This window comes from Polaribacter sp. R2A056_3_33 (genome assembly GCF_019278485.1).
In the GTDB taxonomy this organism is placed as follows: domain Bacteria; phylum Bacteroidota; class Bacteroidia; order Flavobacteriales; family Flavobacteriaceae; genus Polaribacter.
In genome coordinates this window covers 3,323,028-3,336,081 of record NZ_CP058984.1, presented here as the reverse complement: position 1 = coordinate 3,336,081, position 13,054 = coordinate 3,323,028, and the positions used below count along the sequence as shown (strand labels likewise).

At 29.8% G+C, this 13,054-nt stretch carries 12 protein-coding genes; 5 read left to right on the top strand and 7 right to left on the bottom strand.

The annotated features are described in order from the left end of the window. The first annotated feature begins 9 nt into the window (after positions 1–9). From H0I29_RS14040 to H0I29_RS14030, 3 genes are all read left to right on the top strand, one after another. Positions 10–1,584, top strand: coding sequence for a RagB/SusD family nutrient uptake outer membrane protein (locus tag H0I29_RS14040; RefSeq protein WP_218752850.1), 1,575 nt, complete (start codon positions 10–12; stop codon positions 1,582–1,584). Between the two features lie 11 nt (positions 1,585–1,595). Beyond that, positions 1,596–2,915: a SusE domain-containing protein gene (locus H0I29_RS14035; RefSeq protein WP_218752849.1), complete on the top strand. Its 1,320-nt coding sequence runs from the start codon at positions 1,596–1,598 to the stop codon at positions 2,913–2,915. A gap of 67 nt (positions 2,916–2,982) precedes the next feature. Continuing rightward, on the top strand, positions 2,983–5,763 hold the full coding sequence (locus H0I29_RS14030) for an alpha-amylase family glycosyl hydrolase (RefSeq protein ID WP_218752848.1): 2,781 nt from the start codon (positions 2,983–2,985) through the stop codon (positions 5,761–5,763). 68 nt (positions 5,764–5,831) lie between these two features. On the opposite strand, the gene H0I29_RS14025 is transcribed toward H0I29_RS14030, so the two are convergent. Beyond that, entirely contained in the window at positions 5,832–6,284 is a 453-nt protein-coding gene (locus H0I29_RS14025; protein ID WP_218733377.1) for a DUF1569 domain-containing protein, read from the bottom strand. Position 6,285: 1 nt separating this feature from the next. Then, entirely contained in the window at positions 6,286–7,287 is a 1,002-nt protein-coding gene (gene holA / locus H0I29_RS14020; protein ID WP_218752847.1) for a DNA polymerase III subunit delta, read from the bottom strand. A 17-nt stretch (positions 7,288–7,304) separates the two neighbouring features. Between holA and H0I29_RS14015 the strand changes: the two genes are divergently transcribed. Then, positions 7,305–7,748, top strand: a complete 444-nt coding sequence (locus H0I29_RS14015; RefSeq protein WP_218733373.1) for a type I restriction enzyme HsdR N-terminal domain-containing protein — start codon at positions 7,305–7,307, stop codon at positions 7,746–7,748. Positions 7,749–7,900: 152 nt separating this feature from the next. Next, a complete protein-coding gene (locus tag H0I29_RS14010) occupies positions 7,901–8,899 on the top strand; it encodes a glycosyltransferase family 2 protein (protein ID WP_218752846.1) in 999 nt (332 codons plus the stop codon). Here the strand turns inward: H0I29_RS14010 and H0I29_RS14005 are convergent. The 5 genes from H0I29_RS14005 to coaE form a co-directional block, all read right to left on the bottom strand. Next, positions 8,891–9,379, bottom strand: a complete 489-nt coding sequence (locus H0I29_RS14005) for an SRPBCC family protein (RefSeq protein ID WP_218752845.1) — start codon at positions 9,377–9,379, stop codon at positions 8,891–8,893. The two genes, H0I29_RS14010 and H0I29_RS14005, sit on opposite strands and share 9 nt — an antisense overlap. Next, positions 9,379–9,999: an L-threonylcarbamoyladenylate synthase gene (locus tag H0I29_RS14000; protein ID WP_218733369.1), complete on the bottom strand. Its 621-nt coding sequence runs from the start codon at positions 9,997–9,999 to the stop codon at positions 9,379–9,381. The genes H0I29_RS14005 and H0I29_RS14000 overlap by 1 nt, the downstream gene beginning before the upstream one ends. A 74-nt stretch (positions 10,000–10,073) precedes the next feature. Beyond that, positions 10,074–10,775, bottom strand: a complete 702-nt coding sequence (locus H0I29_RS13995; protein WP_165730636.1) for a response regulator transcription factor — start codon at positions 10,773–10,775, stop codon at positions 10,074–10,076. A gap of 10 nt (positions 10,776–10,785) precedes the next feature. Continuing rightward, positions 10,786–12,354 carry a sensor histidine kinase KdpD gene (locus H0I29_RS13990; RefSeq protein WP_218752844.1) on the bottom strand — a complete coding sequence of 523 codons (1,569 nt, stop codon included), beginning with the start codon at positions 12,352–12,354 and terminating at the stop codon, positions 10,786–10,788. Between the two features lie 103 nt (positions 12,355–12,457). Next, positions 12,458–13,054, bottom strand: a complete 597-nt coding sequence (coaE, locus tag H0I29_RS13985) for a dephospho-CoA kinase (RefSeq protein WP_218752842.1) — start codon at positions 13,052–13,054, stop codon at positions 12,458–12,460.

Below are 13,054 nucleotides of genomic sequence, written 5' to 3'. Positions count from 1 at the left end.
AAAAGAAAAATGAAACAAAAATTTAAATATTTAATTGTAATCATGTTATTCTCTTTAGGAGTTATATCATGTCACGAAGATTTGAATCAATTACCAATTGATCCAGATAGTTTTACAGAACAAGATGTGTTTTCTAATGCAACAGAAGCACAAGGAGCACTTGCTAAATTATATGCAAGTTTAGCTTTAACAGGCCAAAAAGGACCTTCAGGTGAAGCAGACATACAAGATATAGATGAAGGTTTTTCTCAATATTCTAGAATGTTGTTCAACTTAAATGAATTAACAACAGACCACGCTGTAGTTGGTTGGGGAGATGCAGGTTTACCTGATTTACACGGTATGTATTGGTCTGGTAGTAATGATTTTTCTGAAGCATTGTACTATAGGTTAGCACAAGAAGTATCTTTTTGTAACTCATTTATAAATAATGCAGCTGTTTTAACAGATACAGAAGTTGCAAGTTATATTGCCGAAGCTCGTTTTTTAAGAGCATTTGCTTACTATAACTTAATGGATATATACGGTAACGTACCTTTAGTAACTTCAGTTTCTACTGAGTTACGAATGCAAGCATCAAGAACAGAAATATTCAATTTTATTGAAACTGAATTATTAGAAATTCAAGATGAATTAAAAGTAAGTGGATCTAGCGAGTATGGTAGAGTAGATCAAGTTGCAGCTTGGGCATTATTGTCTAAATTATATTTAAATGCAGAAATTTTTACTGGAACAGCAAAATATGCAGAAGCAGTAACTTTTTCAAACAACGTTATGTCTTCTAGTTACTCTATTAACACTACAGATGCTAATGGAAACGGAAGTGCTTATGACGAACTTTTCTTAGCAGACAACAATACAAACGGAGCACAAAATGAATTTATTTTCGCATTAAATTTTGATGGTCTTAGATCTCAAACTTATGGAGGTACTACATTTTTAGTACATGCTGCGATTGGTGGAAACATGAATGCTACAGAGTTTGGTGTAAACGGTGGCTGGGGAGGCTTAAGAACTACCAAAAACTTGGTTAATAAATTTGATGTAAACGATAAAAGAGGGATGTTCCATTCAGATGGACAAACTTTAGAAATCGAAGAGATTCCTACTTTTGAAAATGGATATGCTGTTACTAAATTTAAAAACATCGATTCTAATGGAAACCAAGGATCTGATGCTGCAGGAGATTTTGTAGATACAGATTTACCGTTAATAAGATTAGCAGAAATCTATTTAAACTACGCAGAAGCATCTCTTAGAGGTGGCGGTGGAGATTTAGGATTGGCTGTAACTAAAATTAACGAATTAAGAGAAAGAGCTTTCGGAAATGCAAGTGGAAACATCAGTACAACAGACTTAACTTTAGAATTTGTTTTAGATGAAAGATCTCGTGAGCTGTATTGGGAAGGACAAAGAAGAACAGATTTAATAAGATACAACTACTTTACTTCTGATACTTATTTATGGCCTTTTAAAGGTAATTCTAAAAACGGATCTGGAGTTCAAGATTATAGAAATCTTTTTCCTTTACCTAACAATATTATAACAACGAATCCTAATTTAACACAAAATCCAGGATACTAATAACTAAAGACATGAAAAAAATAATAAATTCATTATTCGCTCTTATTATTGTATCAATTGGTTTTACCAGTTGTGAAGATATTAATGACAGAGTAATCATAAACCCAGATGTAGCAGCTACAACAGAGTTGATTATTCAAGAAACTACACCTATTGTACTTTTAGAGGAAAATCAAGATGAAATTGCTTTAAATACAAATTGGACAGCACCAGATTTTGGTTTTGATGCAGTGCCAACGTATAAAATTTTAATAGATTTAGCCACAGGAGATTTTAGTAGTGCAGAAACCATAGAAATTGGTGACAAATTAGAGAAATCATTTACAACTTTAGAGTTAAATTCTATTGCATTGGCTTTAGGTGCAGAAGCAGATGTTGCTTCAGATTTATCTATAAAATTACAAGGTTTTATTGGCAATCAATTGTTAATTGATACTAATTTACAAACAATTAATATAACTCCATACTCAAGTATTTTAGATTTATCTACTACATGGGGAATTATAGGTTCTGCAGCTAATGACTGGGGTGCAACTCCTGATTTACCATTCTTTACAACAAGTACAGCTGGTGTTTTAGTTGCATATGTTACTTTAATTGATGGAGAAATTAAATTTAGGGAAAACAATGAATGGACCAATGATTTTGGAGATAACGGTGCAGACGGAACTTTAGATACTGGTGGAAGTAACATAGCTGTTGAGGCTGGTGCTTATAAAATTACCATGAACTTAAATAGCAACACCTATAAAATAGAAGATTTCTCATTAGGTATTGTTGGTTCTTCATATAATAATTGGGGAGAAACTCCAGATTTTGCTCTTACTTACGATTCTTATTCAGATCAATTTAGAGGAATTGTAAAATTATTAGATGGTGAAATGAAATTTAGAATGAATAATGATTGGGCTACAGGTTACGGAGCAGGTGCTGCAGGATTCTTAGATGCATCTGGACCTAATATTGCTACTACAGCTGGTAGATATATTGTTACTGTAAACTTAAACGATCTATCTTATTCTTTAGAACCAATAGAAGATATTTGGGGACTTGTAGGAGAAGCAACTCCTAATGGATGGGATGGTCCAGACGTATTATTTACAAGAGATTGGTCTCAACCTAATGATGATATTTGGATATTAAATAATGTTGCTCTTAAAGCTGGTGAATATAAATTTAGATCTAATGGAGCATGGGCATTAAATTATGGAGATGACAATGCAGATGGAATTTTAGATAATGGAGGAGCTAATTTAGTAGCGACTGCTAGAACTTATTCTTTTATATTAAACTTTACAGATCCAGAAAATCCAACGTATACAATAAATTAATTTTTTTTTAAACTTTACAAAGACTACCCCTAAAAGCGGTAGTCTTTGTTTTTTAACACTATTACTTATGAAAAAAATTACACTACTTTTATTATTAATAACTACTTTAAGCTATAGTCAAGTACAAAATGCTACTTTTTCTGTTTCCCCTACTACTTTTAACGAGAGTGATAACATAACAATTACAGTCTCAGGCATTACAACTGCTTCTTGGGGTGTTTCAGATATCTATTTATGGTCTTGGTCTTATGATATCAATGATGCAAACTCTATAGATTCTCCAACAAATGGAAGTTGGACAAACTCTAACGAAGCTCAAAAACTAACAAACAATAGCGATGGTACGTATTCAATAACTCTTAAACCCTCAACTCTTTATAACAGAACTGGTTTAGGACGTATTGGTATGTTAGTTAAAGCTAAGGATGGTTCTGGAGATAAAAAAACGCAAGACCAATATTTTGAAGTTGGCGCTTATCAACTAACTTTAAATGCTCCTACAACTACTACAACAATACTAAATTCAGGAGAAAGTTTAGCAATAGAAGCAACTACTTCATTATCTGCAAACTTTGTATTAAAAGCAAATGGAGTTGTTATTAATCAACAAAATAATACATCAACATACAACTACAGTCCTACTGTTACAGAAAGTACTTCTTTCATTTTAGAAGCTACAAATAACGCTGAAACTAAAAGCACAACATTTAAAGTAATTGTAAAACCAACCGTTTCAGAAGCAGCTGTTCCTGCAGGAATGAAAGATGGAATTAATTTAAACGCATCAGACAATACAAAAGCTACTTTGGTGTTTTATGCACCCAATAAAGAGTTTGTTCACCTAATTGGTAGTTTTAACAACTGGCAAATCAACAATACTTATTTATTAAAAAAAGACAGTGCTACAGATCGTTTTTGGATAGAACTTACAAATTTAACTCCGCAAACAGATTATACATATCAATATATTATTAATGCAGATTTAAGAGTTGCAGACCCTTACTCTACTGTAATTTTAGATGAATATAATGATCAATATATAAATGCAACAACTTATCCTGATTTACCAAGTTACCCTACCGGAGAAACCAACCACGCAGTTACTTTATTAAGAACTGGAGATTCAGATTATGTTTGGAAAACTACCAACTTTACGAAGCCAGAAAAAACAGACTTGGTTATTTATGAGCTTTTAATAAGAGATTTTGATGCATTGCATTCTTATGATGCAATAAAAGCAAGATTAGGTTATTTAGAAGGATTAGGTATCAATGCTATCGAATTTTTACCAGTTATGGAGTTTGACGGTAACGAATCTTGGGGTTACAATCCTTCCTTTCACATGGCTTTAGACAAATATTATGGAAATACTACTTCTTTTAAACAATTTATAGATGAATGTCATAAAAGAGGAATTGCGGTAATTATAGATGTTGCTTTTAATCATGCTTCAGGTCAAAATCCGTATTATAGAATGTACAATACAGACAATGGTGGTTATGGCGGACAAGCAAATTCAGATAGCCCTTTTTTCAATCCAACTGCAACACATTCTTACAGTGTTTTTAACGATTTTAATCACTCTAAACAAGGTGTAAAAGATTATGTAAAAAGCGTTTCTCAATATTGGATTGACGAATACAAAATTGACGGTTTTAGATGGGATTTAACAAAAGGGTTTACTCAAAACTGTGCTTCTGGTGATGCTTGTACAAATGCATACCAGCAAGACCGAGTAGATGTTTTAAAAGAATATGCTGATGATCAATGGGAAATAGACCCTAATTTTTATATTATTTTCGAACATTTAGGCACCAATGAAGAGGAAACTGAATGGGTGAATTATAAATTAAATGAAGGAAAAGGAATTATGGTTTGGGGTAACCACAACCATCAATACAACCAAGCTACAATGGGTTATGGAACTGAAGCCGATTTTTCTTGGATTTCTTACAAAAATAGAGGTTGGTCTGTGCCAGCAAATGTAAGCTATATGGAAAGCCATGACGAAGAACGTTTAATGTATAAAAACATACAATTTGGTAACGCAAACGGAAGCTACAGTGTTAAAGACTTAAATACAGCATTAGCTAGAGAAGCATTAGCGGGTGCTTTTTATTTTACAGTTCCAGGTCCAAAAATGATATGGCAATTTGGAGAATTAGGGTATGATATTTCTATAGAAGAAAATGGTAGAACAGGTAATAAACCAATTTTATGGAACTACTTAGACAATGTTAATAGAGAAAGTTTAAAAGAAACTTGGTCTAAATTAATTCAATTAAAACTGAAGTATGATATTTTTGAAACTTCAGATTTCACTCTAGATGTTGGCAATGCTAATGGCTTAAATAAAATTCATTTAACAAATACATCTGCTACAGATATACAAAACATTACTATTATCGGTAATTTTGGAGTAACCACGCAGAATATTTCTCCTGCTTTTCAACAAACAGGTACTTGGTATAATTTATTAGAAGACAATACTACAATAACAGTTACAAATACAACTGCTAGTATATCGTTAGCTCCAGGTGAATTTAAAGTGTATGCAAATAATCCGGCTTCTCTTTCTTCGGATGATTTTACTATAGACGATAAAAGTTCTATGAAGCTGTATCCAAATCCGGCTAAAACACACTTTGTTCTTTCTGATAAAACAAATGAAGTTACCATTTTTGATATTACCGGAAAACAAGTAAAATCGTTTTCTAAAGAAGTAATAGACAGTAATTACTTTGAAATATCAGCATTTAAAAAAGGTGTTTATTTTATTAGAATTAAGGATGCAAAGAATCAAATTCTTACTAAAAAATTGATTTTAAACGAACTAAATAATTATTAATTTAAACAAAGAAAGCGAGCAATATATAAATATTACTCGCTTTCTTTATTTATAAAAAATATGCAAACCTAAACTCCAAATTGAGTTAAGTGGTGGTCTAAATGCTTGTAAAATGAATTATTCCATTCTACAGCAGTTAGTTTACCAAAAGAATTAGATTCTTTACCCTCAAAATAAGTTTCTCCTAATTCTTGGGTTTTAATAATATAATCTACTAAAGTTTTCTTTTCAGTTTCAAATTCCTTGTCATCAGCAATAATGAATTGAGCTGCTGTTCTTCCATTTTTAGCATACGGCTTTTCTGACACCACAATCTTTTTGACAATCATTTTTAAAATCCATCTGGTAAAAGCATTTGGTTTTGGATACTTTTCTGTAAAAACCATCTCATAAGTAACAGCACAGTGCGCTAACATTTGAGACACAGACATTTTCCCCCAAGTTGGTTTTGATGTAGCAGATAAATTATTGATTCTTTTAATTACGTCGTTTGTAATTTCTTTTTCGAAAATATTTTTCATTTTAATGTAATATTTTAAACAATAATTCTTTTAATATATCTTTTTGAGATTGGCTTGCTCCCACACCTTTACTTTTTACATCTGCATCTCTTAAAAAAGCAATTATTTGTGCCACTTTACGCATTGGGTAATTTCTAGCGGCTAAAAAATATTCATCAACAAAATAAGGATTAACACCTAATGTTTTTGCTACAGAACTTTTAGACTTGTCTTTTAAACCATGAAAAGAAAGGAGTTGTGTAAAATATCCATTCAATAAAGAAATAGTCATCACCAAAGGATTATTCTTTGGGTTTTCTGCAAAGTAATTTATAATTCTATTCGCTTTTACAACATCCTTCTCTCCTACTGCTTTTCGCAATTCAAAATTATTAAAATCTTTAGAAATACCAATATTGTCTTCTATATGCTTATCACTAATAATAGATTCTTTAGGTAGAATTAGCATTAATTTATCTAACTCGTTAGAAATTTTACTTAAATCTGTACCTAAAAACTCTACTAACATCTGAGATGCTTTGGGTTCTATTTTATATTTTTTACCACTTAAAACTCTACGAATCCAATCTGAAACCTGATTCTCATACAGTTTTTTACTTTCATAAATTAAACCTGTTTTTGCAATTGCTTTGTGTAGCTTTTTACGTTTATCAAGTTTTTTATATTTATAGTTAAAAACTAAAACAGTGGTTGGTTGTGGCGTCTCTGCATAAGCAACTAACTTTTCTATATTTCTACTTAAATCTTGTGCTTCTTTAACAATTATAACCTGTCTTTCCGCCATCATTGGGTAACGTTTTGCAGCAGAAACAATATCTTCTATGCTTGCATCTCTACCATACATTACTTGCTGATTAAACCCTTTTTCGGCTTCCTCTAAAATATGTTCTTCTATATAGTCAGAAATTTTATCAATATAATAAGGCTCATCACCCATTAAAAAATAAATTGGCTTTATAATTCCTTTCTTTATATCTGAAACAATGTCTTTTATTTCGTTCATTTACTTACTTTTGACTGATGCAAAAACTTAACCTACCTTCTTATAATTTCAAACTCAAAAGTAGCGAAAATAAGACGCTTATTTTTGATAAATTGAGAAAAAAATATATGGTTTTAACTCCAGAGGAATGGGTACGTCAACATTATGTTTCTTTTTTAATTGAAGAAAAAAAATATCCTACTACTTTAATTGCCTTAGAAAAACAGTTAACCATTAATAATCGCAAAAAAAGAACAGATATTTTAGTTTTTAATAAAGAAGGAAACCATGAAATTATTGTTGAATGCAAAGCACCTTCTATTAAAATCACACAAGATACTTTCGATCAAATTGCACGATATAATTTAAAGTTAAAAGCCAATTACTTAATCGTTACCAACGGTTTAGAGCATTTTTATTGTAAAATGGATTTTGAAAAGGAAACTTATATTTTTTTAAAGAATATTCCTGATTATAAATAACAATTGTCATTATTCTAAAAGTAAAACAGAATAAAGAATAGAAAAAGTATACTTCTCTTTTGCTTAAATTTATGTGTAAGTTCAATTTATTTATACTTTTATTAAGACAAATTATATAAAAAAAATAACTTATAAATAGTAAATTCGCATTCTTGAAAATAGCAATCGTCATATTAAATTGGAATGGTCAAAAACTGTTAGAACAGTTCTTACCATCGGTTATAGATTTTAGTTCTAAAGAAGCTAATATTTATATAGCAGACAATGCCTCTACAGATTCTTCTGTTACCTATGTAAAAGAAAAATTCTCAACCGTTAAAGTAATAGAAAATACTATAAATGGTGGATATGCAAAAGGATATAATGATGCTTTGCAATCTATAGATGCAGATATTTACTGTCTTTTAAATTCTGATGTTGAGGTTACAGAAAATTGGTTACAACCAATTAAAACTGTCTTTAAAAATGAAGAAAACACTGCTATTATTCAACCTAAATTATTAGATTTTAAAGACAAAACAAAATTTGAATACGCTGGCGCTGCAGGAGGTTTTGTAGATTTATACGGGTATCCTTATTGTAGAGGACGTGTATTTGATCAATTAGAAAAAGACAACGGGCAATTTAATGATGAGGCTACTATTTTTTGGGCTTCTGGAGCATGTTTATTTATTCGCTCTAAAGTATATCATCAACTAGGAGGTTTAGATGAAGATTATTTTGCGCATCAAGAAGAAATAGATTTATGCTGGCGAGCACAAAATAGAGGTTTTAAAATAAAATATGTGGGCACTTCTACAGTATACCATGTTGGTGGCGCTACTTTACAGGAAACAAATCCACAGAAAACATATTTAAATTTTAGAAATAGCTTACTGAATGTTGTAAAAAACGTTCCTAAAAGATGGTTTCTGTTCGTTCTTTTTTCTCGTTTAATTTTAGACGGAGTCGCGGGGTTAAAATTTTTATTAGAATTAAAACCAGTTCATACATTAGCAATTGTTAAAGCTCATTTGAGCCTTTATAAAAACTTCTTTAAATTTTTGAAAAAACGTAGAGTTTTACAAAAAAAACAAGACTACAATTTACACACAAGTATTGTTTGGCAATATTTTGCATTGGGTAGAAAAAAGTTTGACGAACTAAAGTAATTTCTTTTCTAAAACTTCTCTCCATTTCCCAGACTCTGCATAGTCTTTTATCACCTTATTCCTTTCAATTAAAAAACACTGCATATATTTTTTTAGAAAAATAAAATCAGCAAGTTTTCCAAGAACACCAAAAGGAGAAACATAGTCAAAAATATCTTTCACAATCACTTTATCACCTTTCTGCTCAAGAAAATGTTCATGTCTAAAACTTTTAAAAGCACCATGAACCATTTCATCAGCAAAAAAAGTTGATGCTTCGAAATCTGTTATAATAGAAGTTAATTCTTGGGTAATGCCTAAATGCTTTGCTCTCCAAGTTACTGTTTCATTAAGTGATATTAATCCAGAAGTTTTACCAGCAATTGCTTCTTCTTTAGAGTTTTTTGTAGAAATTTTGTGTAAATCGATACTTCTAATTAAATTGAAAACAATATCAATATCAGCTATATTAATAATAGTTTCTAAGTGAATTTTTGGCATTACAAGATATCTAAACTTCCTTTGCCCTCTCTTATTACTTCCGGATATCCATCTGTAAAATCTATAATTGTAGATCCTTGATTATCTCCGTAGCCACCATCAATCACAATATCGACCCGTTTAGACCATTTTTCAAAGATTAATTCTGGATCTGTAGTATATTCTAAGATTTCATCTTCATCTCTAATAGAAGTAGATACTATTGGGTTACCCAACGTTTCTACTAAAGTTCTAATAATATTATTATCTGGAATACGAATACCTACTGTTTTTTTCTTTTTAAAGACTTTTGGTAAGTTGTTACTTCCTGGTAAAATAAATGTATAAGGACCTGGCAATGCTCTCTTAAGAACTTTAAAGGTAGCACTATCTATTTGCTTTACATAATCTGATAAATGACTTAAATTGTTGCAAATAAAAGAAAAATTTGCTTTTTCTAATTTTACACCTTTTATCTTAGCTACCTTTTCTAAAGCTTTATTATTAGTAATATCACAACCTAAACCATAGACAGTATCCGTTGGATAAATAACCAAACCGCCACGTTTTAAAACAGCAACAACTTTGTCTATTTCTTTTTGGTTTGGATTCTCATTATATATTTTGATAAATTCTGCCATATATTAAATATACAAAAACTCAACCTGATAACCAATCATGTTGAGTTTTTTATTTCTGGGAAACTTATTTTTATTTAAGATTTATCTACCATTCTAAATCCTTCACCATGTATATTTAAAATTTCTACATGTTCATCTGGTTTTAGGTATTTACGAAGTTTTGCAATATACACATCCATACTTCTAGATGTAAAATAATTGTCATCTCTCCATATTTTTGTCAATGCTAATTCTCTTGGCATTAAATCATTTTTATGAATTGCCAACATACGTAACAATTTACTTTCTTTTGGAGATAATTTTATAGGTTCTCCATTTTCACCAATAGATAAATGTCTTAATTTAGAATTAAAGAAAAAGCCTCCAATAACAAATTCGAATTGTTCTGATTCTGCTGTTTTATCTGTGTCTTTACGTTGTAAAATTGCCTTAATTTTATGTAATAAGACTTCAGAATCAAATGGTTTATTTAAATAATCATCTGCACCAACTGCATACCCTTTTAATACATCTTCTTTTAAGGTTTTTGCCGTTAAGAAAATAATTGGCACTTCTTTATTAGTAGTTCTAATATCTTGTGCTAAAGAAAAACCATCTTTACGCGGCATCATAACATCTAATATACATAAGTCATAATCGCTGTTTTTAAACATGATTAAACCTTCTATACCATCTTTAGCGTGTGTTACATTATAATCATTTAATGCTAAATAATCTTTTAAGACTGTTCCAAAATTTGGATCATCTTCAACTAATAAAATTTTTTTACTTCCCATTGTTATGTTTTTAAATTAAAGGTAATTTTACTGTAAACGTACTTCCTTTTCCTTTTTCACTTTCTACAAAAACAGTACCATGATGTTTTTCTACAATCTCTTTTACATATGCTAAACCAAGTCCATGGCCTTTTACATCATGTATGTTTCCTTTTTGTTCTCTATAAAACTTATCAAAAACTTGTTTTTGAACCGCTTTACTCATTCCTATTCCTTCATCTTTTATTTTAAAGATAAAGAATTTATTAGTACTTTCTGTATAGACATCAATTTTTGGTGCACCTTCAGAATATTTTAAACCATTTTCTAATATATTAACAATTATATTTGTTAAATGAAATTCGTTACCAGGAATTTCTGTTATAATTGCCTCAAAATGTGTATTTATCGTCCCTTTTCTATCTGCAATTAATAAACTTACATGTGTTATTGCATCTTCTATTGTGTCGTGCATATCAATAGTTTCCTTACTAATATCTAGCTGATTTTTTTCTAACCTAGATATTCTTAAGACATTTTCTACTTGAGAGTGCATTCTTTTATTTTCGTCTCTAATCATTTTTACATAACGCAACACTTTTTCGTTATCATTAATAATCTTTGGATTCTTAATAGAATCTAAAGCAAGGTTAATGGTAGCAATTGGTGTCTTAAACTCATGCGTCATATTATTTATAAAATCAGTTTTTATTTCTGATATTTTTTTCTGTCTAATTAATTGATACAAAGAACTAGAAAAAGCGATAATAATGATAAATATAAATGACAATGAAAGTATTAAAATTCCAGAAAGACCAGAAAGTATGTGTTTATCTTTAGACGGAAAAGTTACATATAACTCATATTCAACATCTCCATTTTCATTAAAAAAAAGAGGATACGGATAGCTTTCTTTTTTGTTTATAGTATAATATCCAGATTTTAGTTTTGTAGCTAAACCATCTTTACTATAAACACCATATTTAAAATCTAAATATACATTTCGTTTTTCTAACTCTTCCTTAATCGTATTATTTAAATCGTTATTACTTATTCTTTGATGAAGAGGAGTAATTTTCTTATAGTCTTCAAAATATGCAGAATTATAAGCGTTTTCAATTTTCTTAAATCTTTTAGTAAAAGAGTATCTATTTTCATCTGTTGAAGAAAAAGCATTGTCTACTCCTTTAATTAATCTTGAATGAAAAAAATCTTGTTTGCCAGTAACTCTTTTTACTATGATAGAATCATTGTCTAAAAACTCTGTTGGTAATTTAAAATTTTCTTCTAAATAAGTAGTTCCTATAGAAAAACGCTCTTTCGTAATAGTATCTATTTCTTGAAATAAATAATTTCTTATTTGAGCATCGTTAGCCAAACCAACGTTATCAAAGAAATCTTCCATTTTTTTATCAAAAAAAGCTTCCTCTTTATCATTTATTCTCTGGGTTACATTCCCCAAAGATTTTTGAATATCATTCTTAAATTGCTCATTTCTGCTTTCAACCGCATTGTTTATCCAAAACAATTGTACAGCAATAATTCCTATCAAGGAAATGCTCATTAAAACCACAATAAGAACAAACATTTTCTTACCCATACATCAAAGTTACGGCTTTCAAAAGTTGATTTTATTGTTTTTAACCTAAATTAACAACTTAACTTTAAATTTAAGACTATTTTAACAATCCTATTGAATAAAATTAAATTGAGACCTCTTTTTTTGTTAAAATATTATGGATTTTAAGGACCTGAAAATGAGTATTTTCTTTGCTTAAATTGGTAATAACATAATTAGATTGTAGTAACTTTTTATCTTCTAACCATTGGTTTTTTATTCTGTTTTCTACCGCTATTTTAGAACTGTTATCTCTTAGCATTGTCCTTTCTATTCTAACGTTAAGAGGTGCATAAACAGATATAATAATATCGCATTTTAGATTACTTTTACTTTCAAAAAGAATCGCATTTTCATATAAAATATACTCTTTATCTGTATGTAGTTTTACAAATTCATTAAAGTGATTTTTTACTTCAGGATGCACAATTGCATTTAAGGCTGCTAATTTGTTTTTATCCTTAAAAACAAGGTTCGCTATAAAAGATCGGTTTAATTGATTATCTAGGTAAGATTCATCTCCAAACTCTTCAATAATTTTAGACTTTATTACAGGAGAGGTATTCATTAACTTTTTAGCTTCTAAATCTGCATTGTAAATAGCAATCGTATTAAAATTGGCAAAAATATTAGCTATTGTAGTTTTTCCGCTTCCTATACCACCTGTTAAACCTACAACCAT